This window comes from Pseudomonas sp. B21-017, from assembly GCF_024749245.1.
GTDB lineage: Bacteria > Pseudomonadota > Gammaproteobacteria > Pseudomonadales > Pseudomonadaceae > Aquipseudomonas.
On sequence record NZ_CP087194.1, the window covers coordinates 1506944 to 1532170 of the forward strand.

Annotated in this window: 19 protein-coding genes, 3 tRNA genes and 1 riboswitch; of the genes, 19 read left to right on the forward strand and 3 right to left on the reverse strand. The window is 59.5% G+C overall.

The window, feature by feature from the left end:
- The first annotated feature begins 83 nt into the window (after positions 1-83).
- From LOY28_RS06635 to LOY28_RS06655, 5 genes are all read left to right on the forward strand, one after another.
- A complete protein-coding gene (locus tag LOY28_RS06635; RefSeq protein ID WP_007934894.1) occupies positions 84-773 on the forward strand; it encodes an ABC transporter permease in 690 nt (229 codons plus the stop codon).
- Positions 770-1468 carry an ABC transporter permease gene (locus LOY28_RS06640; protein WP_018926395.1) on the forward strand — a complete coding sequence of 233 codons (699 nt, stop codon included), beginning with the start codon at positions 770-772 and terminating at the stop codon, positions 1466-1468. The genes LOY28_RS06635 and LOY28_RS06640 overlap by 4 nt, the downstream gene beginning before the upstream one ends.
- 1 nt (position 1469) lies before the next feature.
- Positions 1470-2582 carry a succinylglutamate desuccinylase/aspartoacylase family protein gene (locus LOY28_RS06645; protein ID WP_258613250.1) on the forward strand — a complete coding sequence of 371 codons (1113 nt, stop codon included), beginning with the start codon at positions 1470-1472 and terminating at the stop codon, positions 2580-2582.
- 27 nt (positions 2583-2609) lie between these two features.
- The gene (locus LOY28_RS06650) at positions 2610-3374 is read left to right on the forward strand and encodes an ABC transporter ATP-binding protein (RefSeq protein WP_007971015.1); all 765 of its coding nucleotides are present in this window, start codon (positions 2610-2612) and stop codon (positions 3372-3374) included.
- A gap of 112 nt (positions 3375-3486) precedes the next feature.
- Positions 3487-4467: a GlxA family transcriptional regulator gene (locus LOY28_RS06655; RefSeq protein ID WP_007934898.1), complete on the forward strand. Its 981-nt coding sequence runs from the start codon at positions 3487-3489 to the stop codon at positions 4465-4467.
- Positions 4468-4498: 31 nt separating this feature from the next.
- Here the strand turns inward: LOY28_RS06655 and LOY28_RS06660 are convergent, their stop codons facing one another.
- Positions 4499-9355, reverse strand: a complete 4857-nt coding sequence (locus tag LOY28_RS06660) for a dermonecrotic toxin domain-containing protein (RefSeq protein WP_258613251.1) — start codon at positions 9353-9355, stop codon at positions 4499-4501.
- A 286-nt stretch (positions 9356-9641) separates the two neighbouring features.
- On the opposite strand from LOY28_RS06660, the gene LOY28_RS06665 reads away from it, so the two are divergent.
- The 7 genes from LOY28_RS06665 to astE all read left to right on the forward strand — a co-directional run bounded on the left by LOY28_RS06665 (position 9642) and on the right by astE (position 17369).
- Entirely contained in the window at positions 9642-10862 is a 1221-nt protein-coding gene (locus LOY28_RS06665) for an aspartate aminotransferase family protein (protein WP_064616456.1), read from the forward strand.
- Between the two features lie 132 nt (positions 10863-10994).
- Entirely contained in the window at positions 10995-12014 is a 1020-nt protein-coding gene (aruF, locus tag LOY28_RS06670) for an arginine/ornithine succinyltransferase subunit alpha (RefSeq protein ID WP_007934901.1), read from the forward strand.
- A gap of 79 nt (positions 12015-12093) precedes the next feature.
- Positions 12094-13119: an arginine N-succinyltransferase gene (astA, locus tag LOY28_RS06675; RefSeq protein ID WP_018926391.1), complete on the forward strand. Its 1026-nt coding sequence runs from the start codon at positions 12094-12096 to the stop codon at positions 13117-13119.
- Entirely contained in the window at positions 13116-14585 is a 1470-nt protein-coding gene (gene astD, locus LOY28_RS06680; RefSeq protein ID WP_167331184.1) for a succinylglutamate-semialdehyde dehydrogenase, read from the forward strand. Before astA ends, astD begins: the two co-directional genes overlap by 4 nt.
- A gap of 51 nt (positions 14586-14636) precedes the next feature.
- On the forward strand, positions 14637-15983 hold the full coding sequence (astB, locus tag LOY28_RS06685; protein WP_258613252.1) for an N-succinylarginine dihydrolase: 1347 nt from the start codon (positions 14637-14639) through the stop codon (positions 15981-15983).
- Between the two features lie 72 nt (positions 15984-16055).
- On the forward strand, positions 16056-16346 hold the full coding sequence (locus tag LOY28_RS06690) for a hypothetical protein (RefSeq protein ID WP_018926388.1): 291 nt from the start codon (positions 16056-16058) through the stop codon (positions 16344-16346).
- A 12-nt stretch (positions 16347-16358) separates the two neighbouring features.
- Entirely contained in the window at positions 16359-17369 is a 1011-nt protein-coding gene (astE, locus tag LOY28_RS06695) for a succinylglutamate desuccinylase (protein WP_064616460.1), read from the forward strand.
- Positions 17370-17418: 49 nt separating this feature from the next.
- On the opposite strand, the gene LOY28_RS06700 is transcribed toward astE, so the two are convergent.
- Positions 17419-17928 carry a 6,7-dimethyl-8-ribityllumazine synthase gene (locus tag LOY28_RS06700; protein WP_019582888.1) on the reverse strand — a complete coding sequence of 170 codons (510 nt, stop codon included), beginning with the start codon at positions 17926-17928 and terminating at the stop codon, positions 17419-17421.
- 115 nt (positions 17929-18043) lie between these two features.
- A riboswitch (FMN riboswitch) is annotated at positions 18044-18214 on the reverse strand.
- Between the two features lie 198 nt (positions 18215-18412).
- On the opposite strand from LOY28_RS06700, the gene ltaE reads away from it, so the two are divergent.
- From ltaE to LOY28_RS06735, 7 genes are all read left to right on the forward strand, one after another.
- On the forward strand, positions 18413-19417 hold the full coding sequence (gene ltaE, locus LOY28_RS06705; protein ID WP_064616462.1) for a low-specificity L-threonine aldolase: 1005 nt from the start codon (positions 18413-18415) through the stop codon (positions 19415-19417).
- A 146-nt stretch (positions 19418-19563) separates the two neighbouring features.
- The gene (gene alaS, locus LOY28_RS06710) at positions 19564-22185 is read left to right on the forward strand and encodes an alanine--tRNA ligase (RefSeq protein ID WP_018926383.1); all 2622 of its coding nucleotides are present in this window, start codon (positions 19564-19566) and stop codon (positions 22183-22185) included.
- Between the two features lie 91 nt (positions 22186-22276).
- The gene (locus LOY28_RS06715) at positions 22277-23518 is read left to right on the forward strand and encodes an aspartate kinase (RefSeq protein WP_007934911.1); all 1242 of its coding nucleotides are present in this window, start codon (positions 22277-22279) and stop codon (positions 23516-23518) included.
- A 188-nt stretch (positions 23519-23706) separates the two neighbouring features.
- Positions 23707-23895 carry a carbon storage regulator CsrA gene (gene csrA, locus LOY28_RS06720; protein WP_002554426.1) on the forward strand — a complete coding sequence of 63 codons (189 nt, stop codon included), beginning with the start codon at positions 23707-23709 and terminating at the stop codon, positions 23893-23895.
- A gap of 62 nt (positions 23896-23957) precedes the next feature.
- A tRNA-Ser gene (locus LOY28_RS06725) sits at positions 23958-24048 on the forward strand.
- Between the two features lie 107 nt (positions 24049-24155).
- Positions 24156-24232 (forward strand) — tRNA-Arg (locus LOY28_RS06730).
- Positions 24233-24303: 71 nt separating this feature from the next.
- A tRNA-Arg gene (locus LOY28_RS06735) sits at positions 24304-24380 on the forward strand.
- Positions 24381-24399: 19 nt separating this feature from the next.
- Here the strand turns inward: LOY28_RS06735 and LOY28_RS06740 are convergent.
- On the reverse strand, positions 24400-24918 hold the full coding sequence (locus tag LOY28_RS06740) for a cell envelope protein SmpA (RefSeq protein WP_258613253.1): 519 nt from the start codon (positions 24916-24918) through the stop codon (positions 24400-24402).
- Positions 24919-25227: the final 309 nt, after the last annotated feature.

Sequence of the window (25227 nt, forward strand, 5' to 3'; positions counted from 1 at the left end):
CGCAACAAGTCCGAAATGGCGCAAGCAACAGGATCTCTGAGGTTTGCGCCATTTTTTCATCCCAACTTTCGAGGACCTGAATCATGTTGAAAGGCTACGGGGCTGTCATCCTCGATGGCGCATGGCTGACGCTTCAGCTCGCCTTGTCGTCCATGGCCCTGGCCATCGTCCTGGGGCTGATCGGCGTTGCGCTGCGTCTGTCGCCGGTGCGCTGGCTGGCCTGGCTGGGCGATCTGTATTCCACGGTGATCCGCGGTATTCCCGATCTGGTGCTGATCCTGCTGATTTTCTACGGCGGCCAGGACCTGCTCAACCGTGTTGCGCCGATGCTCGGCTATGACGACTACATCGACCTGAACCCGTTGGCCGCCGGTATCGGCACCCTGGGCTTCATCTTCGGTGCGTACCTGTCGGAAACCTTCCGTGGTGCGTTCATGGCGATCCCCAAGGGGCAGGCAGAAGCCGGCATGGCGTACGGCATGAGCAGTTTTCAGGTGTTCTTCCGGGTGTTGGTGCCGCAGATGATTCGCCTGGCGATTCCGGGCTTCACCAACAACTGGCTGGTACTGACCAAGGCCACCGCGCTGATTTCGGTGGTGGGTCTGCAAGACATGATGTTCAAGGCCAAGCAGGCGGCAGACGCTACCCGCGAGCCTTTCACCTTCTTCCTCGCGGTGGCGGCGATGTACCTGGTGATCACCAGCGTCTCGTTGCTGGCATTGCGTCATCTTGAGAAGCGCTACTCGGTAGGCGTAAGGGCGGCTGAGCTATGATCTTCGACTACAACGTCATTTGGGATGCTTTGCCGCTGTACTTCGGCGGACTGGTGACCACCCTCAAACTGCTCGCGCTGTCGCTGTTCTTCGGTTTGCTGGCGGCGCTGCCGCTGGGGCTGATGCGCGTCTCCAAGCAGCCGCTGGTCAACATGAGTGCCTGGCTGTTCACCTACGTGATCCGCGGCACGCCGATGCTGGTGCAGCTGTTCTTGATCTACTACGGTCTGGCGCAATTCGAAACCGTGCGTGAAAGCTTCCTCTGGCCATGGCTGTCCAGTGCCTCGTTCTGTGCGTGCCTGGCCTTCGCGATCAACACCAGCGCCTACACCGCCGAAATCATCGCCGGCAGCCTGCGCGCCACGCCGAACGGCGAGATCGAAGCGGCCAAGGCCATGGGCATGTCACGCATCAAGATGTACAAGCGGATCCTGCTGCCGTCGGCCCTGCGCCGGGCGCTGCCGCAGTACAGCAACGAAGTGATCATGATGCTGCAGACCACCAGTCTGGCGTCGATCGTGACCCTGATCGACATCACCGGTGCCGCACGCACGGTCAACGCTCAGTTCTACTTGCCGTTCGAAGCCTACATCACCGCCGGTGCGTTCTACCTGTGCCTGACGTTCATTCTGGTGCGCCTGTTCAAAATGGCCGAACACCGCTGGCTGGGCTATCTGGCCCCGCGGAAGCATTGATATGGAACGTATCGATCATGCTTTGCCGTGGAGCCACCTGGGCAGCGAACGCCGGATTTCGGTGCTCCGCTTCGGTACTGGCGAGCGCAAGGCCTATATCCAGGCCAGCCTGCACGCCGATGAACTGCCTGGGATGCGCACCGCCTGGGAGCTGAAAAAACGCCTGACCGAACTTGAAGCTCAGGGCTTGCTCAACGGTGTGATCGAACTGGTGCCGGTGGCCAATCCATTGGGCCTGGGGCAATTGCTGCAAGGCAATCATCAGGGGCGTTTCGAAGCGGGCAGCGGTAAGAACTTCAACCGGGATTTCGTCGAACTCAGTGCGCCGGTGGCCGCCGAACTCGATGGGCATCTGGGTGATGATCCGCATGCCAATATTCGACTCATCCGTCAGGCCATGAGCGATCACCTGGCAGCTTTGCCAGAGGCGAGCAGCCAGTTGCAAGGCATGCAGCGTATCTTGCTCAGCCATGCCTGCACCGCCGATGTGGTGCTGGATCTGCATTGCGATTGCGAAGCGGCGCTGCACATGTACGCCTTGCCGCAACACTGGTCGCACTGGCGTTCACTGGCTGCGCACTTGAACGTCAAGGTCGGTCTGCTGGCGGAAGATTCCGGCGGCAGTTCCTTTGACGAAGCGTGCTCGCTGCCGTGGCTGCGTTTGTCGCGTCTGTTCCCGGATGCGCAGATTCCACTGGCCTGCCTGGCGACGACCATCGAACTGGGTGGTCAGGCCGATACCGGTCGCGCTGAGGCAGAAGCTCACGCCGAAGGCATTCTGGCGTTCCTCGCCGAGCAAGGCTTGATCGGCGGTGAATGGCCCAAGCCTGCGCAAGACGCGTGCGAAGGCATGCCGTTCGAAGGCACCGAATTGCTGTTCGCGCCGCATCCTGGCGTGCTGAGTTTTCTGCGTAAACCCGGTGAATGGGTTGAAGCAGGCGACGAGATTTTTGAAGTGATCGATCCGCTGGCGGATCGGGTCAGCACGGTGTGTGCTGGTACGTCCGGGGTGCTGTTTGCCATTGAGCGGCTGCGTTACGCCCAACCCGGTTTCTGGCTGGCCAAGGTGGCGGGGCGCGAAGCGCTGCGTCACGGGCGCTTGCTCAACGACTGACTGACTGTTTTTGTGAGAACCGACCGCATGTACAAACTTGAAGTCCAAGACCTGCATAAACGCTATGGCAGTCACGAAGTGCTCAAGGGCGTGTCCCTGAAAGCGGCGGCTGGCGATGTGATCAGCATCATCGGCTCCAGTGGCTCCGGCAAAAGTACTTTCCTGCGTTGCATCAACCTGCTCGAGCAGCCGCACGCGGGCAAGATCCTGCTCAACAACGAAGAGTTGAAACTGGTTGCCAACAAGGACGGCGCGCTGAAAGCCGCCGACCCGAAACAGCTGCAACGCATGCGTTCGCGCCTGTCGATGGTGTTCCAGCATTTCAATCTGTGGTCGCACATGACCGCGCTGGAAAACATCATGGAAGCGCCGGTGCATGTGCTCGGTGTGTCCAAGGCCGAAGCCCGCGAGAAAGCCGAGCACTACCTGAACAAGGTTGGCGTGGCCCATCGTAAGGACGCCTACCCAGGGCACATGTCTGGTGGCGAGCAGCAACGTGTGGCGATTGCCCGTGCGCTGGCGATGGAACCCGAAGTGATGCTGTTCGACGAACCGACCTCGGCCCTCGACCCGGAGTTGGTGGGTGACGTGCTGAAAGTCATGCAGGCCCTGGCACAGGAAGGCCGGACCATGGTGGTGGTGACGCACGAAATGGGCTTTGCCCGTGAAGTGTCGAACCAGCTGGTGTTCCTGCACAAAGGCGTCGTCGAAGAAAGCGGCAACCCGCGCGAAGTGCTGGTCAATCCGCAGTCGGAACGCTTGCAACAATTCCTCTCGGGCAGCCTCAAGTAATCGCTCCCGTTACGCACCAAATTAGGTCATGCTGCGCACCGCGCGCCAGATGGTCTAATTTGGTTGCAGCCGCCTTTGGCTTTAACACTGTTTTCGTTTCGGATTGCCCGCCATGACTGCCCATCGAATTGGTTTCCTGATTTGGCCCAGCACTAAAGCTCTGACGCTTGCGCTGGCTGAGGAGGCCTTGCGTGTTGCCCAGCGTGTGCACCCGGACGTTGTTTACGAATTGTCGTTTTTGCAGGCCGAACCGCCGACCGACGGCGCCTGGCAATTGCCCGGTGAGCCATGGGCCGGCAAGCTCGAAAACTTTCAGAAACTGTTCCTGCTCGCCGACGAACCACCGACTTCTCTCGCGCCGCCGCTCAGCAGTGCGCTGAAACAACTGGTGCGCGCCGGTTGTGTGATCGGCGGATTGTCAGCCGGTGTTTACCCGTTGGCGCAATTGGGTTTGCTCGACGGTTATCGCGCTGCCGTGCATTGGCGCTGGCAGGACGATTTCGCCGAGCGTTTCCCGAAGGTGATTGCCACCAGTCACCTGTTCGACTGGGATCGTGATCGCTTGACCGCGTGCGGCGGCATGTCGGTGCTCGACCTGTTGCTGGCGGTGCTGGCCCGTGATCACGGCGCCGAACTGGCCGGTGCGGTGTCGGAAGAACTGGTGGTCGAACGCATTCGCGAGGGCGGCGAGCGCCAGCGTATTCCGTTGCAGAACCGCTTGGGTTCCAGTCATCCGAAGCTCACCCAGGCGGTGTTGCTGATGGAAGCCAACATCGAAGAGCCGCTGACCACCGACGAAATCGCCCAGCATGTGTGCGTATCGCGTCGGCAGCTGGAGCGGATCTTCAAGCAGTACCTCAACCGTGTGCCGAGCCAGTACTACCTGGAACTGCGCCTGAACAAGGCCCGGCAGATGTTGATGCAAACCAGCAAGTCGATCATTCAGATCGGCCTGTCGTGTGGCTTCTCTTCGGGGCCGCATTTCTCCAGTGCCTATCGCAACTTCTTCGGTGCTACGCCGCGGGAGGATCGCAACCAGCGGCGCAGCAGCAGCCCGTTCGAGTTGTCGTCGGTGCCGTCGGAGCGCGGTTGATCGATCAACCGCGCCATGATCGAGCGCTGTACTACTCGTCGATCTCCGAACCTTCAGAGTCGGAGATTTCTATTTCACCCCGATTGATCACGGCTTCCACCCCAAAATCCGCGCCCGTGCGCTCGAAGTAAGCGATCAGCCGTAACAGGCTTTCCTCGGAAAATGGATTGCCCCTCAACGAAATATTATCTGCGACGTCCACCGGCAGTTCCGACAAGTCACTGGGCACCTCGGTGATGGCGTTGCCGCTCAAGTCTGCCCAGTCCAGCTCGGCCAGCTGTAACAGTCCATCCGGTATCCGGTTGATGCCGGTGTCGTTCAGCAGCACGGTCGCCAGTGCCGGCATCTGACTCACATCAGGCGTCTGTCCTAGCGGGTTCGAGCCCAGGTCGAGATAGTCGAGCTGTTCCATCCCCGCCAGGGCGGCGACCGATTCTGATGACAGACTGACGCGACACTCGGGGAGTGACATAGCCCTGAGTTGACCCATTTTGAACACCGCCTCCGGTATGTCGCCAAGGTCACAGCTGCGCAGCCTGAGGCTTTTCAGGTTGGGAAAGGACTCCAGGAAACGTCCGATGCGCGTCACCCCCTCCGCACTGCGAAACTCCAGTGACGACACATGGCTGAAATCAGCGCTCAGGGCAGGCAGTTCTCCATTGATGACCGTGGAAAGTGTCAGATCGTAGGTGGGTTCAAGCGTATCGCTGAAGTTATCCAGCTCCGCATCCCGTTGCCAGCAGTTCTCAAGGGCTTGCTTGAATTCGTCGCGGTTGGCGTGCTCGACAAGCAGTTGAGCTGCGCTGAAAGGTTCGTCTGTCAGTGGATGCAGGTCCGGAAGAGCGGCGGTCCAGGCAGACAGATCGTTCCTCAATTGGCTCAGCTCTTCTTCCAGGCGCGTCAACGCTACCCGACCTTCCTCCAGCGTGCCGGGCAATTCGTAGACGAACTCGCTGGCTTGCTCGACTTCCATGCCTGGGTAGAGTGCCCTGACACGATCAATGTCTGCCTCGGGTGCGAAAACGCCCATGTCGAAAGCGCTGTCGACGTGATGGTTTTTGATGAGTTGTCGCGAGCTGTCGGAAACCGGATTGTGCGTGAGGTGTATGCCACGCTTTTCATACAGCGGACTGTCGAACAAGGCTGCCGGCAGTTCGCTGATTCCATTGTTCATCAGCAGAAGGGTGTCCAGGCGCGGGTGTTGCAGAGTGCCGGGCGGGATTTCGGTCAGGTTGGTGCTGCTCAGGTCCAGATGGGTCAGTTCAGTCATCGAGTCGATGCGGGGCACCGTTTCAAACGGGTTGCGGTAAAGATCCAGCATGGTCAGTTTGTTTAATGACGTCAGCTTCAACCAGGTGGGGGCGTCTACCCTGATGCCGCAATCGCTTAACACCAGCGCTTCAAGCTGCGGCATCCGGGTGATGGCATCGGGGAGGGTGGTCAGGGAGAAACGGCGCAGTTCCAGTCGGCGAAGTCCGCTGAAGCCCTGTAGAAAGCCAGCAACACCTTGCGCTGCATGGCTGCCTTCCAGGGACAGCAGCGACACATGACTGAAATCTGCGGTCAACGATGGCAGATCACCCAGCATCGGTTCGTCGAACCTGAGCACGTACCGCTCCATGTCGTCCGCGGTGTCAAAATCCCGATCGGTTTGGCGCCGCCAGGCGCGCTGGATTTCCTGCGCCAGCAACCTGCGAATCTGTTGTTCGGCCTGGCGCTCCAGGGCGCTCAGCGCAACCCCGGTGTCGGGGTGCGCCGTCGGGGCTTCGCTGATCCATCGACCCAGATCCAGATGCAATCGGTTCAGCTCGCGGTGTACGCGTGAGAGTGCTACCCGAGCGCCATCAGGGTGGCTTTGCAACGCCTGGACCACGGATTGCAATTGATCCTGGGACAGATCGGGATACACCTCCCGGACCCTGTCGTTGAGGGTGGGTGTCATGCGATTGCCGCGGTCATAGCCCTCCGCACCACCGGGAAGGCGCATGGTGGCCGGGTCGTAGTAGGGTTTTCGATGGGGATGCCTGGCAAACAGAGTGCGTAGCGTCGGCTGGTCCAGCGCGTTTTCGGCAATGCGCTGTCTGAGGGCCTGGGCGTCAGCGATGGCAGGGCTGAACGCATTGCGATGGGCCTGGGGCAACGTTTGAAAGAGTGCCTGGTAGAAATCACCGGGTGTCTCCTGATCAACGTGATAGGAGCCATCCTCGTTGGCCAGCAGTGTTTTCACGATGGCTGCATCGGTCGGGCCAATGCTGTCGCGCACGGTGCCCTCGCTGGAGTAATCCCGCACTTCGATGCGTAGTCCGTCCGGCCAGCCGGGCAGTGCGTTCAGGCTGTGCAGGGCCACTCTGTGGGTGTCGACGTTTTCCAGCGCGTCGGAATAAAGGCCTTCATAGGCGCGGGTTGCGCGGACTGCCTCCATGGCTTTGTTCGCCGCGTCCTTGAGCCGCTGAGGCACGCGCCCACCGTGCAGCTGGCGTAACTCGGTGCCGGTGGCATTGCTCACCAGCTCTTGCGCCACATCGGTCGGCAGGCCCTGCACATCGGCGAGCAGTTGCTGAACCTGCACATCATCGGTGTGTTCCTGAGTGCTGTAGAGCCGCTCGAACAACGACTTGCGATATTGGCGGGCCAGTGTTGCCGTTTGCTGTCTGAAGGCTGGCGTTTGAGTTGCCGGTGTCGGCAGTGGCGTATCGACCGGCCATGAGTCATGGCGTGTCAGCAGTGCATGCTGCAGGGCGGTATCGGCTTTTTGATAGTGCCCGGGTTGATCGCTGCCGATCTGTTCGATAAACGTTTCGATGTCACGGTTGATCCGCCAACGCTTGATCGTGTCAGTCAGCAGCGACGGCGGGCGATAGTTTTCGACATGCGCCTGGCGCAATACGTTGTCGTGGTAGCCGCTGATCCGCAGGATCTGTTCGCGCTCGGCACTGGTGAACGACTCGACACTATGGCCAAGACGACGCATGACCTTTTCCCGCTCCCAGTACAGCGGTTGCTCGAGTTCGGTTTGCCAGGCGCCGTGGTGGTTATGCCGCAGCGACGGCTGATAAGCATTGTTGCGGCGCGGATGCTCAATCTGGAACCTGTCCGACATGGGGTCGGGTTTCACTGAATACAGTTTTCCCTCAAGGCGCAGCATCGTTTTGCCCGCGTGTTGGTACAAGCCCAGATGATTGGGCTTTACCCCTTCGGGCAAACTGAGTGTCTGTTCATAAGGTGTGAGATCCGGCATCCAGTAACGGGTTTTGCCTCCGGCTGCGGCGACAGGTTTGAGTGGGTCGATGAGCGCGACGGCTTCACGGGGCAGAAGCCGGCTGAAGGCGCCGGCGGCGATTGCACCGCCCACCGCGAATGTCCCGACTTGAACGACGGTTTCGACGAACGTCATCAGGTGTCCGAAGGCCTCTGTTTTCAGCCCTTCAGCCATGTCCACGATGCCTTCGAAGCTCTCGTCCAGTAACTGGTAGGCCATGTATCCCAGCATCAATTCACCAAGCAACGGCACCAAGGGCGCCGCCACGAACGACGCAGCTTCAAGGATCCTGGAGGCCACTTTGCTGAAGGCATCCCACAATGCCCAGCGGGCGTCTCGATCGGCGCTGGCGGTGGAGACGGCGACAGTGCTGGCGTCGTTGAGGATTTTGTTCAGCTGCCGCTGATAGCCATGGTTCCACAGGTCCGCTTTGATCGGGAGCACGGAGAAACGCAGATTGGGACGCTCGACCGGCGTTTCGCGCCAGCTCGGCAATGGATCGCCGGGCTGGTGCTGATGCCAGGTCACGGTCTGGAGGCGGCTGTTGAGATCGGCGAAAAAGTGTCCGCGTTCCTTGTGCTCGACGAACCGGCTGAAGAACGCTTGATAAGCGGGTGTCCGCAGCTTGCGGGTCAGATCGGTCATGAACGCCAGCGTGTCGGGGTATTGCTTGAGCGGATGTTCTGGGTCATCGGGAATATAGGCAATGAGCCGCGTACTCTTGCGTGCCCGCTCAAGGCTCGGCGCGAAAATGACAATGCCGGTCAGCGAGGATGACATCAGGGTCAGGTCGTGGCCATAGAGCGGCTGGCCATTGAGTCGCGCCCTCGAACCTCCTTCAACCATGCGCAGGAGCGCGAGGTGCGCATCATCTGGAATATCCTTGCGGATGTGTGCCATTTGCAGCGCCGACCTGAGTGCGGCTTTGTTCAAGCCGATCGTGCTGGATTTCAACGCGGCACCGGCCACCGGGTTGGTCAGTCCCACAAATTCCTTGAGATACGCGGTGTACTGGCCACCGATATCGAGTTCACGGCATAGCCGGGCGAAGGCCTGGACCGTGATTTTGTGCTTGATCGCCGGCAACGTTTCGAACTGCCCTGTGGACGAAGGCTCGGTAATGAAAGTCGAAGCGGATTCGAAGGCATCTGCGGCTGTTTCCGATTCCTGGAAGTTATGCAGCGCGGCATCGAGCAGCGATACCGTCCAGGTGCGGGCGGCCCCGGTGTTGATTTTGAACAGGGTCACGGTTTGTGGGATGTACAGGCGCAGGAAGATGGTCTTGACGTCCAGTTCCAGACCAAACCGGGTTTTCAGGGCCGCGATGAGAAGGGGTTCGGCAAATGCCCGTGGGTTTTTCAGCGTCGACAGCTTTGAATCCAGACGATTTCTATGGTGCCAGTGTTCCTGGCTGAGCTTTTTCAGCGAGGCATGCTGTGAAGGTGTCGCGGTGCTATGCCATTGGGGAGTCGCAAGCGTGGTGTTCTTGAGAGCGCTGCGGGTTTCAAGCGATGCCTCTAATGCCCAGGCGGGCAGATTGTTGAACAGGTGATGGTAATGATCATCCGGCTGCGTGACGAAGTGATCGTCGTCAGCGGCCCTAGGGTGATCGTTTTCGAGTTGGCTCATGCGCTATTCCCTTAGCGTTTGGATGAGTCGCCAGCAAAACAGACGATGAAGCACTGCGTGCGGTACATATTTACCGCATCGGTCGACAAGCCTGCCTATAACCTGTGCCGGCGGTTTAAACTGCGCCTTTGCGACCCTATATGTCGCATTGCCGTAAACCCGGGCAAAACCGGTGTTTGCGCTATAAGAAGTTGTCGCTTGGCGGCAAGGCCGGGCTGAAAACTGTCCTTACAATCCCCTCATCGCTCGCCAGTTTCAGGCGAGTGTTCCTCATCAGGAGACTCCGATGTCCGTTGAGCACGCTGCGGTAGAACGCGCCGATTTTGACCAGGTAATGGTTCCCAACTATGCGCCTGCCGCTTTCATTCCTGTGCGTGGCGCCGGTTCCCGTGTCTGGGACCAGACTGGCCGCGAGCTGATCGACTTCGCCGGCGGGATTGCCGTTAACGTACTGGGCCATGCGCACCCGGCGCTGGTCGCTGCCTTGACCGAACAGGCGAACAAGCTGTGGCACGTGTCCAACGTGTTCACCAATGAGCCGGCCTTGCGCCTGGCCCATAAGCTGGTCGACGCTACGTTTGCCGATCGTGTGTTCTTCTGCAACTCCGGCGCCGAAGCCAACGAGGCCGCTTTCAAGCTGGCCCGTCGCGTGGCCCATGACCGTTTCGGTACCGAGAAGTACGAAATCGTTGCCGCGCTCAACAGCTTCCACGGCCGTACCCTGTTCACCGTGAACGTCGGTGGCCAGTCGAAGTATTCCGACGGCTTCGGTCCGAAGATCACCGGCATCACCCACGTGCCTTACAACGATCTGGCCGCGCTGAAAGCCGCTGTTTCCGACAAGACCTGCGCGGTGGTGCTGGAGCCGATCCAGGGCGAAGGCGGCGTACTGCCGGCCGAGCTGTCTTACCTGCAAGGCGCCCGTGAACTGTGCGATGCGCACAACGCGCTGCTGGTCTTCGACGAAGTCCAGACTGGCATGGGCCGCAGCGGTGAGCTGTTCGCCTACATGCATTACGGCGTGACCCCGGACATCCTGACCAGCGCCAAGAGCCTGGGCGGTGGTTTCCCGATCGCAGCGATGCTGACCACTGAAGACCTGGCTAAACACCTGGTCGTCGGTACCCATGGCACCACCTACGGCGGTAACCCGCTGGCATGCGCGGTCGCTGAAGCAGTGATCGACGTGATCAACACGCCCGAAGTGCTGAACGGTGTCAAAACCAAGCACGACAAGTTCAAGACCCGTCTTGAGCAGATCGGCGAGAAATACGGCCTCTTCACTCAGGTCCGTGGCCTGGGCCTGCTGCTCGGTTGCGTGCTGGCCGATGCCTGGAAAGGCAAGGCCAAGGACATCTTCAACGCCGCCGAGCGTGAAGGCTTGATGATTCTGCAAGCCGGCCCGGACGTGATTCGTTTCGCGCCAAGCCTGGTGGTTGAAGACGCCGATATCGATGCCGGTCTGGACCGCTTCGAACGCGCCGTGGCCAAGCTGACGCAAGCCTGATTCATACAGTGCTCCTCAGCGCCTATCGTAATAGATAGGCGTTGAGATTATTTCCTGTGCCGGGCCTGCCCGGCATTTTTTTCCCTGAGTTGGCGCAATTCGCCAACCTGATGTTAAGAAAGGAGTGACACCATGCTGGTGATGCGCCCCGCGCAAATGGCTGATCTGGGCGAGGTACAGCGTCTGGCTGCGGACAGCCCGATTGGTGTCACTTCCTTGCCGGATGACGTTGAACGCCTGAGCGACAAGATCGCCGCAAGCGAAGCCTCGTTCGCCGCCGAAGTGAGCTTCAACGGTGAAGAGAGCTATTTCTTCGTGCTCGAAGACACCGCCACTGGCAAGTTGGTCGGTTGTTCGGCCATCGTTGCCTCGGCCGGTTATTCCGAGCCGTTCTACAGCTTTCGAAACGAAACGTTCGTGCACGCCTCCCGCGAGCTGAAGATTCACAACAAGATCCACGTGCTCTCCCAGTGCCACGACCTGACCGGCAACAGCTTGCTGACCAGTTTCTACGTGCAGAGAGAGTTGGTGGGCACGCCTTGGGCGGAGCTCAACTCCCGTGGCCGTCTGTTGTTCGTGGCCAGCCATCCGGAGCGCTTTGCCGATTCCGTGGTGACCGAGATCGTCGGTTACAGCGACGAAAATGGCGACTCGCCGTTCTGGGATGCCATCGGTCGCAACTTCTTCGACCTCAACTACGCCGAAGCCGAACGTCTGTGTGGTTTGAAGAGCCGCACGTTCCTCGCCGAGCTGATGCCGCATTACCCGATCTACGTGCCGTTGCTGCCGGACTCCGCTCAAGAGGCGATGGGCCAGGTGCACCCGCGGGCGCAAATCACCTTCGACATCCTGATGCGCGAAGGCTTCGAGACCGATCACTACATCGATATTTTCGATGGTGGCCCGACTCTGCATGCCCGCGTCTCGGGGATCCGTTCGATCGCCCAGAGCCGTGTAGTCCCGGTGAAAATCGGTGAGCCGGTCAAAGGCGCCGGTCGTCAGTATCTGGTGGCCAATGCCCAGTTGCAGGATTACCGCGCGGTGTTGCTCGAGCTCGATTACGCGCCGGGCAAACCGGTGACCCTGGATCTTGAAGCGGCCGAAGCCTTGGGCGTCGGTGAAGGTGCCAGCGTGCGCCTGGTGGCGGTTTGACGCCTGCTTCCTGGAGAGAAATGTCTGGAAAGCAGCGAAATTTCGCGGGTGGCGCAAGCGGCCCGTTTGAGGAGATAGCATGATCGTTCGTCCCGTACGCAGCAGCGATTTACCCGCTCTGATCGACCTGGCCCGCAGCACCGGCACTGGCCTTACCACTTTGCCGGCCAACGAAGAGCGTCTGGCCCATCGGGTTGGCTGGGCCGAGAAAACCTTCCGCGGCGAAGCCGGGCGGGGCGATGCGGACTACCTGTTCGTACTCGAAGACGACAATGGCCGCGTGGTGGGTATTTCCGCGATTGCCGGCGCCGTCGGCCTGCGTGAGCCCTGGTACAACTTCCGGGTGGGCCTGACGGTCAGCGCCTCGCAAGAGCTGAATATCTACCGCGAAATTCCGACGCTGTTCCTGGCCAACGACCTGACCGGTAACTCTGAACTGTGCTCGCTGTTCCTGCACGCCGATTACCGCAGTGGCCTCAACGGCCGCATGCTGGCCAAGGCGCGGCTGCTGTTCATCGCCGAGTTCCCGCAACTGTTCGGCAACAAGATCATCGCCGAGATGCGCGGCATGTCCGACGAAGCCGGGCGTTCGCCGTTCTGGGAAAGCCTGGGCCGGCATTTCTTCAAGATGGAATTCAGCCAGGCCGACTACCTCACTGGCGTGGGCAACAAGGCGTTCATCGCCGAACTGATGCCGAAATTCCCGCTGTACACCTGCTTCCTGTCGCCAGACGCGCGCAACGTGATTGGCCAGGTTCATCCGGACACCGAGCCGGCTCTGGCGATGCTCAAGAGTGAAGGTTTCAGTTACCAAGGCTACGTCGACATTTTCGACGCAGGCCCTGCGGTGGAGTGCGAAACCGCCAAGATCCGCGCAGTGCGCGACAGCCAGGCGCTGGTGCTGGCCATCGGCACCCCGGGTGATGACGCCACGCCGTTCCTGATCCATAACCGCAAGCGCGAAGACTGCCGGATCACTGCCGCGCCAGCACGCTTCGCCGCTGGCACGTTGGTGGTTGATCCGCTGACCGCCAAACGTCTTCAACTCAACGCTGGCGATCAAGTACGCGCCGTTCCGTTGTCTGCAGCTCGGGAGTCGAAATAATGAATTCGCTATACATCGCCGGTGAATGGCTGGCCGGCCAGGGTGAAAGCTTTCAATCGGTCAACCCGGTGACCCAGCAAGTGTTGTGGGCCGGCGAAGGCGCCACTGCCGCCCAGGTCGAGTCGGCCGTGCAAGCCGCGCGTCAGGCATTCCCGGGCTGGGCCCGTCGTACCCTGGAAGAGCGCATCAGTGTGCTGGAAGCCTTTGCCGCCGCGCTGAAGAATCACGCCGACGAACTGGCTCGCACCATCGGTGAAGAAACCGGCAAACCCTTGTGGGAAGCGGCGACCGAAGTCACCAGCATGGTCAACAAGATTGCCATCTCGGTACAGAGCTACCGCGAACGCACCGGCGAGAAGAGCAGCCCGTTGGGCGACGCCACCGCTGTATTGCGTCACAAGCCGCACGGTGTGGTGGCGGTGTTCGGTCCTTACAACTTCCCTGGTCACTTGCCGAACGGTCACATCGTTCCGGCGCTGCTGGCCGGTAACAGTGTGCTGTTCAAGCCTAGCGAACTGACGCCGAAAGTCGCCGAACTGACGGTCAAGTGCTGGATCGAAGCCGGTCTGCCGGCCGGCGTGCTGAACCTGCTGCAAGGTGCTCGCGAAACCGGTATCGCCCTGGCGGCGAACCCAGGCATCGACGGTCTGTTCTTCACCGGTTCCAGCCGTACCGGCAATCATCTGCACAAGCAGTTTTCCGGTCGTCCAGACAAAATTCTCGCGCTGGAAATGGGCGGTAATAACCCGCTGGTGGTGGATCAGGTCGCTGATCTCGATGCGGCCGTTTACACCATCATTCAGTCGGCGTTCATTTCTGCCGGCCAGCGTTGCACTTGCGCCCGTCGCTTGCTGGTGCCGCAAGGCGCCTGGGGCGATACGCTGCTGGCGCGTCTGGTGGCGGTCAGCTCGACCCTTTCAGTCGGTGCGTTCGATCAGCAACCAGCACCGTTCATGGGTTCGGTGATTTCCCTCGGTGCTGCGAAAGCCCTGATGGAAGCGCAAGAGCATCTGCTGGCCAACGGCGCCGTGGCGCTGCTGGAAATGACTCAGCCCCAGGCTCAGGCTGCGTTGCTGACCCCGGGCATTCTGGACGTGACAGCGGTTGCCGATCGCCCAGACGAAGAGCTGTTCGGCCCGCTGCTGCAAGTGATCCGCTACGCTGATTTTGAAGCGGCGATCGCTGAAGCCAACGACACCGCATATGGCCTGGCGGCCGGCCTGTTGTCGGATTCCGAAGCGCGTTATCAGCAATTCTGGCTGGAAAGCCGCGCCGGTATCGTCAACTGGAACAAGCAGCTGACCGGTGCGGCGAGCAGCGCGCCATTCGGCGGCGTCGGCGCCTCGGGCAACCATCGCGCCAGCGCCTACTACGCGGCGGATTACTGCGCGTACCCGGTGGCCTCGCTGGAAACCCCGAGCCTGACCTTGCCAGCGGCCCTTACGCCCGGCGTACGCATGTCGTAAGACAGACCCTTGTAGCAGCCTATAACAACAGATTCTTGTGGAGCCTCGCTGATGAAATCCTATGAAGTCAATTTTGACGGTCTAGTGGGGCCGACCCATAACTACGGTGGCCTGTCCTACGGCAACGTCGCCTCCCAGAGCAACAGCCAGCAATCCTCGAACCCGAAGGAAGCCGCGCTGCAAGGTCTGGCGAAAATGAAAGCGCTGATGGATATGGGCTTTCAGCAAGGCGTGCTCGCACCACAGGAACGCCCTGACGTAGCCGCCCTGCGTCGCTTGGGTTTCAGTGGCACCGACGCGCAAGTGATCGAGCGAGCCGCCAAAGACGCGATGCCGCTGCTGGTTGCCAGTTGCTCGGCGTCGAGCATGTGGGTGGCCAACGCCGCCACGGTCAGCCCGAGTGCCGACACCGCCGACGGTCGTGTGCATTTCACCGCCGCTAACCTGAACTGCAAATACCACCGCAGCATCGAGCACCCGACCACCAGTCGCGTGCTGGGCGCGATGTTCGCTGACCAGAAACACTTTGCTCACCACGCCGCGTTGCCGGCCGTGGCGCAGTTCGGTGACGAAGGCGCGGCCAACCACACCCGTTTCTGCCGTGACTACGGCGAAGCCGGCGTCGAGTTTTTCGTGTTCGGTCGTAGCGCGTTCGACACCCGTTATCCGTCCCCGCAGAAGTACCCGGCGCGCCAGACCCTCGAAGCCTCCCAGGCCGTCGCTCGCCTGCATGGCTTGAGCGATGACGGCGTGGTCTACGCCCAGCAGAACCCTTCGGTGATCGATCAGGGCGTGTTCCATAACGACGTGATCGCCGTGGGCAACGGCGAGGTGCTGTTCTATCACGAGGACGCCTTCCTCGACACCGACCAGATGCTCGCTGAGCTGCAAGGTAAACTGGCAAAAGTCGGTGGGAAATTTCAGTCAATCTGCGTACCGCGTTCTGCGGTCACCGTGGAAGACGCCGTTCGTTCCTACCTGTTCAATAGCCAACTGCTGTCGCGTCCTGACGGCTCCATGTTGTTGATCGTGCCGGAAGAATGCCATGGCAACGAACGCGTCTGGCAGTACCTGCAAGGCCTGACCAGCTCTGGCGGCCTGATCCGCGAAGTGAAAGTCTTCGATCTCAAGCAGAGCATGCAGAACGGCGGTGGCCCGGCTTGCCTGCGGTTGCGCGTCGCCCTCAACGAAACCGAACTGGCGGCCGTCAACCAAGGGGTTATCATGACGGCTCCGTTGTACGGCACATTGACCGAGTGGGTCGAAAAGCACTACCGCGACCGCATGACCGAAAACGATCTGGCGGACCCGCAATTGTTGCTTGAGTGCCGGACGGCACTGGATGAACTGACGCAAATCCTTAAACTGGGCGCGGTTTATCCATTCCAGATCAATTGATAGTCGGCGCGCTTTGGCTTTTTATATGAATGGCAAGCGCGCCGCTTAATCTCCAGATGAGAGCGTAAATACATGAGCGATACCCTGCAGCTGATCCTTGAAGACACCGACGGCACGCAACTGGAAACTTCCTGCACCCGCGTCGCGGTCATGTGGCAAGGCAAAGAGCTGTGGATCCAGCAGGACGGCCGTGGCCAGCTGCTGATCGGCGTGGACGTCGAAGAGGGTGACGCTGAATACGCCAACCTGCTGCTGCGCCCATTGGCGACTAATCTGGTAAGTCTGCAACTGGAGATGGAACCGGCCGATCTCGGTGATGATGAGGACCACGTGCACGGCCCGGATTGCAATCACGACCACTAAGGAAACCGCTCTATGCTCGCCCTCGGCAAACTGCTTGAACTGACCCTCGCCGGCCGCGAACCGGCGGAGAAGACTCAACTGACTGTCGAAGGCGTACGGATGCGCTGGTTGAGCGAAGGTGCGCTGGAAGTCCGGCCACCTGAAGCTCGCGACAATGGCCTGGACCTGCTGCTGTCGGCCGGTATCCATGGCAACGAAACAGCGCCGATCGAGCTGCTCGATCGCCTGTTGCATGACATCGCTCGCGGTGACTTGAAGCCGCGCGCCCGTATTCTGTTCCTGTTCGGCAATCCCGAGGCCATTCGTCGCGGTGAGCGTTTCATCGAGCAGGACGTCAATCGGCTGTTCAACGGCCGTCACGAACAAAGCAGCGGTTCCGAGGCCTTGCGCGCTTGTGAGCTGGAGCGGCTGGCGGCGACGTTCTTCAGCCTGCCGGACCGTAATCGTCTGCATTACGACCTGCACACGGCAATCCGTGGCTCGAAAATCGAGCAGTTCGCCCTCTACCCCTGGAAAGAAGGCCGTCAGCATTCACGCCAGGAGCTGGCTCGCTTGCGCGCCGCCGGCATGGAAGCGGTGCTGTTGCAGAACAAACCCTCCATCGTCTTCAGCTCCTACACCTACGACAAGCTCGATGCCGAGTCCTTCACCCTGGAGCTGGGCAAGGCCCGGCCGTTCGGGCAGAACGAAGGGGTCAACGTCAGTCTGCTGGAAACCCGTCTGAAGCAGATCATCGAAGGCACCGAGCCGCCAATGACCGATGAAGGGCTGGAAGGGTTGCAGTTGTTCAGCGTGGCCCGGGAAGTGATCAAGCACAGCGATAACTTCCGCCTGAACCTGCCGGCGGACATCGAAAACTTTTCGGAATTGAAAGTGGGTTATGTGCTGGCCGAGGATATCGCCAATACCCGCTGGATCATCGAAGAGCAGGGCGCCCGGATCATCTTCCCGAACCCCAGGGTCAAGAACGGCCTGCGCGCCGGCATCCTGATCGTACCGACCACCGACGAAAACCTGGTCTGACTGTCGTGGAGTGATCGTTCCCACGCAGAGCGCGGGAACGATCGTCTAACTAGACGGCTACCGCGCGAGGCTCGCTGCGGCGCAATGCGCGAGTCTTGTGCAGCGTATCTGCACACGTCTTCGCCGCTTCCTGACCTTTATGCACGAAATGCTCGAAGAAGAACTTCTGGTGTTCTTCACCGGCATGGAAGTGGTGCGGGGTCAAAACCACCGAGAACACTGGCACTTCGGTTTCCAGCTGAACCTGCATCAGGCCGCTGATCACCGACTGGGCGACGAATTCGTGGCGATAGATGCCGCCATCGACCACCAGGCCCGCGGCGACGATGCCGGCATAACGACCGGACTTGGCCAGCAACTTGGCGTGCAGCGGAATTTCAAAGGCGCCACCGACTTCGAAGAAATCGATGTCCGACTCCTGATAACCCTGGGCAATCATTTCAGCGACGAAGCCTTTACGGCTCTGATCGACGATTTCCTTGTGCCAGCAGGCCTGGATGAACGCGACGCGCTCGCCCTGATGGTTTTTGCTTTTGCTATCGATTGCGGTGGGTTGCATGTTCTGACTCCTGTTTGTGTGAAAAACAGGGCGTTATGAATCGAATGGGATTTAAGGGTACGCAGGCACACGTGTCTGCGGACGGCGCTTTGGTACGGAACCTGGGCGGCGTCAATCCCGTTCTCTCTTCATCCGGACTATGACCGTCGGCCCCGGGATCACACCGGGTCTGCTGACCTTGCCGCCATCACAGCCATTGCCGTGCCTGTCGCCAAGCGCTCGCGGGCTATGCGCATTGCGCGCAATTACCGCCGGTGGGGAATTACACCCCGCCCTGAGAACGTTTTGCCGCCAGATTGTTTGGCGGCGAAGCGTTTTTAACACATATTTATGGGGCGTGCATGGCTGCTTTCTGATGATTGCTATCGGCTTTTCCGAAGGCATACAGCCTCTTTTCCTCGTTCAAGGCTTGATTAATTGTCGGCATGACCGCAGTAATTCCTTTCCGAAACGGATTTTTCCCCTGTTTACCGAGGCCAGATTCATGAGCGTTATCGATCTTCGCAGCGACACCGTCACCCAACCGACCGCAGGGATGCTCGACGCGATGGCCAATGCCGCCACCGGTGACGACGTTTATGGCGAAGATCCGACGGTCAATCGTCTGGAAGCCGAGCTGGCAACACGACTGGGTTTTGCCGCGGCGCTGTTTGTTCCAACGGGCACCATGAGCAACCTGCTGGGCTTGATGGCCCACTGCGAGCGCGGTGACGAATACATTGTCGGTCAGCAGGCCCACACCTATAAGTACGAAGGTGGTGGCGCGGCGGTGCTTGGTTCGATCCAGCCGCAGCCGCTGGAAGTGCAAGCCGATGGTTCGCTGGACCTGGCGCAAGTCGCCGCCGCGATCAAACCGGACGACTTCCACTTCGCGCGCACCCGTTTGCTGGCACTGGAAAACACCATGCAGGGCAAGGTGCTGCCGCTGGAGTACCTGGCCCAGGCTCGCCGCTTCACTCGTGAGCATGGCCTGGCGCTGCATCTGGATGGTGCGCGGCTCTACAACGCGGCGGTCAAGCTGGGTGTCGATGCCCGGGAGATCACTCAGCATTTCGATTCGGTGTCGGTCTGTCTCTCCAAAGGCCTGGGGGCGCCGGTCGGTTCGGTGCTGTGCGGCTCGGTCGAGTTGATCGCCAAGGCTCGGCGTTTGCGCAAGATGGTCGGTGGCGGCATGCGCCAGGCCGGGATTCTCGCGGCGGCGGGGCTGTATGCGCTGGATAATAATGTTCAGCGCCTGGCCGACGACCATGCCAACGCACAATGGCTGGCCGAAGGCCTGCGAGCGGCGGGGTATGAGGTCGAGCCAGTGCAGACCAACATGGTTTACGTGAAAATGGGCGACAAGGCCGAAGCGATCAAGGCCTTCGCCGCGACACGCGGGGTCAAGCTCAGCGCTGCCGCTCGTCTGCGAATGGTCACGCACATGGACGTCAACCGTGCGCAAATCGAGCAGGTCGTCGCTACATTCGTCGAGTTTTCCCGCATCTGATCGCGTTAGCGGTCCAATTGACCGTTTCTATCGTATAAACACGCTGTACCCCGCGCGCAGGGCCGATATAATGCGGCCCTTTGCCGTCGCTTCGTCTGTTGACGTTTCGCACAGGCCTTTGGCCGCAGCCTCCGTGGAAGAACCTAATGAAAAGCGCAGAAATCCGTGAAGCCTTCCTTCGCTTCTTCGAAGAGCAAGGCCACACCCGTGTAGCCTCCAGCTCTTTGATTCCGGGCAACGACCCAACCCTGCTGTTCACTAACGCGGGGATGAACCAGTTCAAGGACTGCTTCCTGGGCCAGGAAAAGCGCGCGTACACCCGCGCCGTCAGCAGCCAGAAATGCGTGCGTGCCGGCGGCAAGCACAACGACCTGGAAAACGTCGGTTATACCGCCCGTCACCACACCTTCTTCGAAATGCTGGGTAACTTCAGCTTCGGTGATTATTTCAAGCGTGACGCCATTACCTTTGCCTGGACGTTCCTGACCTCCGACAAATGGCTGAACCTGCCGAAAGAAAAACTCTGGGTGACCGTCTACGCCAGCGATGACGAGGCCTACGACATCTGGACCAAAGAAGTCGGTGTACCGGCCGAGCGCATGGTTCGCATCGGCGACAACAAGGGCGCGCCGTACGCGTCCGACAACTTCTGGACCATGGGCGATACCGGCCCGTGCGGTCCTTGCACCGAGATCTTCTACGATCACGGCGCCGACATCTGGGGTGGCCCACCGGGCTCGCCGGAAGAAGACGGCGACCGTTACATCGAAATCTGGAACAACGTGTTCATGCAGTTCAACCGCACCGCCGATGGCGTGTTGCACCCGTTGCCAGCCCCGTCGGTGGACACCGGCATGGGTCTTGAGCGGATCAGTGCCGTGCTGCAGCACGTTCACTCGAACTATGAAATCGACCTGTTCCAGAGCCTGCTGAGCGCATCGGCCAAGGCCATCGGTTGCACCAACGACAATCAGGCTTCCCTGAAAGTCGTGGCTGACCACATCCGCTCCTGCGGCTTCCTGATTGCCGACGGCGTGCTGCCGTCCAACGAAGGTCGCGGTTATGTACTGCGCCGGATCATTCGTCGCGCTTGCCGTCACGGCAACAAACTGGGCGCCAAGGGCAGCTTCTTCTACCAGATCGTTGCAGCCCTGGTCGCCGAGATGGGCGAAGCGTTCCCTGAGCTGAAATCCCAGCAGGCGCACATCGAGCGCGTGCTGAAGGCCGAAGAAGAGCAATTCGCCAAGACCCTGGAGCAGGGCCTGAAAATCCTCGAGCAGGATCTGGCCGAACTCAAAGGCGACGTGGTGCCGGGCGACGTGGTGTTCAAGCTTTACGACACCTACGGTTTCCCGATGGACCTGACCGGCGACATCGCCCGTGAGCGCAGCCTGACCATCGACGAAGCAGGCTTCGAGCGCGAGATGGAAGCCCAGCGCGTGCGTGCCCGCTCCGCCAGCTCCTTCGGCATGGACTACAACAGCCTGGTCAAGGTTGATGTGGCCACCGAGTTCACCGGTTACACCGCTCACAGTGGTTCCGCCAAAATCGTTGCTCTCTATAAAGAAGGGCAATCGGTTGACGTACTGAGCGAAGGCGAAGAGGGCGTGGTCGTTCTCGATCAGACGCCGTTCTATGCCGAATCCGGTGGTCAGATTGGTGATTGCGGCTTCCTCCAGGCTGGCGCTGCGCGTTTCGACGTGCGCGACACCACCAAGACCGGCGGTGCGTTCCTGCACCACGGTGTGCTGGATTCGGGCAGCCTGATCGTAGGTGCTCCGGTGGAGACTCATGTCGATGCCGAAGTGCGCCATGCGACGTCGCTGAACCACTCGGCGACTCACTTGTTGCACGCTGCATTGCGTCAGGTGCTGGGCGAGCACGTTCAGCAGAAAGGCTCGTTGGTCGACAGTCAGCGTCTACGCTTTGACTTCAGCCACTTCGAAGCGATCAAGCCTGAGCAGTTGAAGGCGCTGGAAGACATCGTCAACGCCGAGATTCGCAAGAACTCCGAAGTTGAAACCGAAGAAACCGACATCGAAACCGCCAAGCAGAAAGGCGCCATGGCGCTGTTCGGCGAGAAGTACGGCGACAGCGTTCGTGTGCTGAGCATGGGCGATTTCTCCGTCGAGCTGTGCGGCGGTATTCACGCCACCCGTACCGGCGACATCGGTCTGCTGAAAATCATCAGCGAAGGCGGTGTGGCTTCGGGTGTGCGTCGTATCGAGGCAGTCACCGGTGCCGCGGCACTGGCCTACTTGAATGCTGCAGAAGAACAACTCAAGGAAGCGGCCAACCTGGTCAAGGGCAGCCGCGATAACCTGATCGACAAGCTGTCGGCTGTGCTGGAGCGCAACCGTCTGCTGGAGAAGCAACTCGAGCAGTTGCAGGCCAAGGCGGCCAGCGCGGCGGGCGACGATCTGTCGGCTTCTGCCCTGGACGTCAAAGGCGTGAAAGTGCTGGCCGTGCGTCTGGACGGTCAGGATGGCAAGGCGCTGCTGGCGCTGGTCGATCAACTGAAAAACAAACTCGGCCGCGCAGTGATCCTGCTCGGCAGTGTCCATGAGGAAAAGGTCGTTCTGGTTGCAGGCGTGACCAAAGACCTGACTGGCCAACTCAAAGCCGGTGATTTGATGAAGCAGGCTGCTGCGGCAGTGGGCGGGAAGGGCGGTGGTCGTCCAGACATGGCGCAGGGCGGTGGTACTGACGCTGGCGCACTGGATGCCGCATTGGCCCTGACTGTTCCATTTGTAGAGCAGGGTTTATAAGGCAGTGTGCCTGGCCCGCGGTCTAGTAGCGGGCCAGAACGCTGTTTGAGTGATTTATTGGGCGCCCTTCATGGGCAGAGGCGGCTTTGAAATGGCTTTGATCGTACAGAAATTTGGAGGCACCTCAGTCGGCACTGTCGAGAGAATCGAGCAGGTCGCCGACAAGGTTAAGAAATTCCGCGATGCGGGCGATGACCTGGTGGTTGTGCTGTCTGCAATGAGCGGCGAAACCAACCGTCTGATCGATCTGGCCAAGCAAATCAGTGGCGACGGCCAACCGGTTCCACGCGAACTGGATGTGATCGTTTCCACCGGTGAGCAGGTGACGATTGCACTGTTGGCCATGGCGCTGATCAAGCGTGGCGTGCCAGCGGTGTCGTACACCGGCAACCAGGTACGGATTCTGACGGATAGCGCGCACAATAAAGCGCGTATCTTGCAGATTGATGACCAGAAGATTCGCGGTGACCTGAAGGCCGGTCGTGTGGTGGTTGTCGCCGGTTTCCAGGGCGTCGACGAGCACGGCAATATCACCACGCTCGGTCGTGGCGGTTCCGACACCACTGGCGTGGCACTGGCGGCAGCCCTGAAGGCTGACGAATGCCAGATCTACACCGACGTCGACGGCGTCTACACCACCGACCCGCGTGTGGTGTCCGTGGCTCAGCGTCTGGACAAGATCACCTTCGAAGAGATGCTGGAAATGGCCAGCCTCGGTTCCAAGGTGTTGCAGATCCGTGCGGTCGAGTTCGCCGGCAAGTACAACGTTCCGCTGCGCGTACTGCACAGCTTCAAGGAGGGTCCGGGCACCCTCATTACTATTGATGAAGAGGAAACCATGGAACAGCCGATCATTTCCGGCATCGCTTTCAACCGCGATGAAGCCAAGCTGACCATCCGTGGCGTGCCAGACACCCCGGGCGTGGCGTTCAAGATTCTCGGCCCGATCAGCGCCGCGAACATCGAAGTCGACATGATCGTGCAGAACGTTGCGCACGATAACACCACCGACTTCACCTTCACCGTGCACCGCAACGACTACCAGGCGGCGCAATCCGTGCTGGAAAACACCGCTCGCGAGATCGGTGCCCGTGAAGTCGTTGGCGACACCAAGATTGCCAAGGTCTCGATCGTTGGCGTCGGCATGCGCTCCCACGCAGGCGTGGCCAGCCGCATGTTCGAATCCCTGGCGAAAGAAAGCATCAACATCCAGATGATCTCGACTTCGGAAATCAAGGTGTCCGTGGTGATCGAAGAGAAGTACCTGGAACTGGCTGTGCGCGCCCTGCACACAGCTTTCGAACTGGACGCGCCGGCCCGACAGGGCGAGTAATGCGTTCCCCCCGAAGGGCGCGGTCTGACCGCGCCCTTCGTTTTTTTGAATGGTGCGTACCAAAACTGTTCTTTTGCTCGCGCTAGTCAATACTCAGGCATGTAGGGCTACGACCTTTTCGGTTGTAGGTCGAATGCCTTTTTTTTGCAGACTGTTGTCCCTGAAATGAAATGCGTGAGGAGAAAGGTATGCTGATTCTGACTCGTCGGTGCGCAGAAAGCCTGATTATTGGTGATGGCGAAATCACCGTGACCGTGCTCGGCGTTAAAGGAAATCAAGTGCGTATTGGTGTCAACGCCCCGAAAGAGGTGGCTGTGCACCGTGAGGAAATTTACCTGCGTATCAAGAAAGAGAAGGACGAAGAACCAAGCCATTAATTTTTATCGTTTTTTATGTTTGCAAACGGGGATAAAGCTGGTTAATATACGCCCCGTGTTGCGGAGAGCTGGCCGAGTGGCCGAAGGCGCTCCCCTGCTAAGGGAGTACACCTCAAAAGGGTGTCGGGGGTTCGAATCCCCCGTTCTCCGCCATTATTTGTTTAGTACGTTGTAATCTGGCTTCTTCGGTAAGTTGTTGAAATTACTAGAAAAAGTGCTTTACAAAAAGATTTAACGGCCTATAATGCGCGGCAACAAATGCACTCGTAGCTCAGCTGGATAGAGTACTCGGCTACGAACCGAGCGGTCACAGGTTCGAATCCTGTCGAGTGCACCATTTAAGAGTTGTTTGCAGTAATGTGAGTAACTTGGCTTCAACCAGTTGTGATCTGGTATAAAAACACAAATGCACTCGTAGCTCAGCTGGATAGAGTACTCGGCTACGAACCGAGCGGTCACAGGTTCGAATCCTGTCGAGTGCACCAAACACCAAAAAGCCCGCGTTTAACGCGGGCTTTTTGCCGTCTGCGATTTGGCTTTTCCTTTGGTACAACCTTTCTCATCGAACTCGATGTGAGCACTGCGCCCTCGCTTGTTGTCGTAGCGGTAGCTCATGGCTGAATTGCGAGTGCTGATTTTGTCTGGCTTGCCGAGAGCGCTTTCGACGTCCTGCTGACTCATGCCGGCAACCACTCTCTGACTGATGATCGCGATGCGGCGTTCCTTTGCGCTGAGCTGATTTCCACATTTGTCCTCGGACTGACCAACGACCGTCGGCTCTCTCCTTGGTTTTTTCATACTTGATGTTTCGCGAACCTCGGCTTCTGGTATCAGGGCTGTCGTGCTGCCAGGCAAAAACGTGCGTACTTCCTGAAGCGAAAGGCTTTCTCCGGTCGTACAGCTCAAGGTCGTGAAGGTGATGCGTCCGTCAGGGGCTTCACACCGGTGGATGGTCGTAGCAAACGCCCAGGGCGGCAGGCAGAGCAGGGCGGCAAGCAAAAAATAATCAGCATTCCATGGCATTCGACGTCCTCCTTGACAGTCCTTATCAAGGGTAGCCGTTACATTTTTCGACTGCGGTGTGTTTTCTTTTCAGGATGAGTCGTCGCAGTTCCATGGATCAGGACAGCGCTCAGGTTTGTCTCGCAAGCGCTTGTTTCAGCCGCGATTTTTTCACGTTTAAAACCGTCAGGCGGTGTTATCATTGCGCCTGTCAGCCCCGCCGGGGCTTGTGGAATACCTCCATGGACTTACCCAGTAGTTACTCAGTACCCCGTTTTTACAATCATGAATTGACTGATTGATCCTTCCGGCGTGCCCCGCTGCTGGGAG

Coding starts and splice junctions, on each gene's coding strand:
- LOY28_RS06640 (WP_018926395.1), top strand. CDS start 770: ATGATCTTCGACTACAACGTCATTTGGGATGCTTTGCCGCTGTACTTC.
- LOY28_RS06700 (WP_019582888.1), bottom strand. CDS start 17,928: ATGCAACCCACCGCAATCGATAGCAAAAGCAAAAACCATCAGGGCGAG.
- csrA (WP_002554426.1), top strand. CDS start 23,707: ATGCTGATTCTGACTCGTCGGTGCGCAGAAAGCCTGATTATTGGTGAT.
- alaS (WP_018926383.1), top strand. CDS start 19,564: ATGAAAAGCGCAGAAATCCGTGAAGCCTTCCTTCGCTTCTTCGAAGAG.
- LOY28_RS06740 (WP_258613253.1), bottom strand. CDS start 24,918: ATGCCATGGAATGCTGATTATTTTTTGCTTGCCGCCCTGCTCTGCCTG.
- astB (WP_258613252.1), top strand. CDS start 14,637: ATGAAATCCTATGAAGTCAATTTTGACGGTCTAGTGGGGCCGACCCAT.
- LOY28_RS06655 (WP_007934898.1), top strand. CDS start 3,487: ATGACTGCCCATCGAATTGGTTTCCTGATTTGGCCCAGCACTAAAGCT.
- astE (WP_064616460.1), top strand. CDS start 16,359: ATGCTCGCCCTCGGCAAACTGCTTGAACTGACCCTCGCCGGCCGCGAA.
- LOY28_RS06645 (WP_258613250.1), top strand. CDS start 1,470: ATGGAACGTATCGATCATGCTTTGCCGTGGAGCCACCTGGGCAGCGAA.
- LOY28_RS06690 (WP_018926388.1), top strand. CDS start 16,056: ATGAGCGATACCCTGCAGCTGATCCTTGAAGACACCGACGGCACGCAA.
- aruF (WP_007934901.1), top strand. CDS start 10,995: ATGCTGGTGATGCGCCCCGCGCAAATGGCTGATCTGGGCGAGGTACAG.
- LOY28_RS06635 (WP_007934894.1), top strand. CDS start 84: ATGTTGAAAGGCTACGGGGCTGTCATCCTCGATGGCGCATGGCTGACG.
- astA (WP_018926391.1), top strand. CDS start 12,094: ATGATCGTTCGTCCCGTACGCAGCAGCGATTTACCCGCTCTGATCGAC.
- LOY28_RS06660 (WP_258613251.1), bottom strand. CDS start 9,355: ATGAGCCAACTCGAAAACGATCACCCTAGGGCCGCTGACGACGATCAC.
- LOY28_RS06715 (WP_007934911.1), top strand. CDS start 22,277: ATGGCTTTGATCGTACAGAAATTTGGAGGCACCTCAGTCGGCACTGTC.
- LOY28_RS06650 (WP_007971015.1), top strand. CDS start 2,610: ATGTACAAACTTGAAGTCCAAGACCTGCATAAACGCTATGGCAGTCAC.
- ltaE (WP_064616462.1), top strand. CDS start 18,413: ATGAGCGTTATCGATCTTCGCAGCGACACCGTCACCCAACCGACCGCA.
- LOY28_RS06665 (WP_064616456.1), top strand. CDS start 9,642: ATGTCCGTTGAGCACGCTGCGGTAGAACGCGCCGATTTTGACCAGGTA.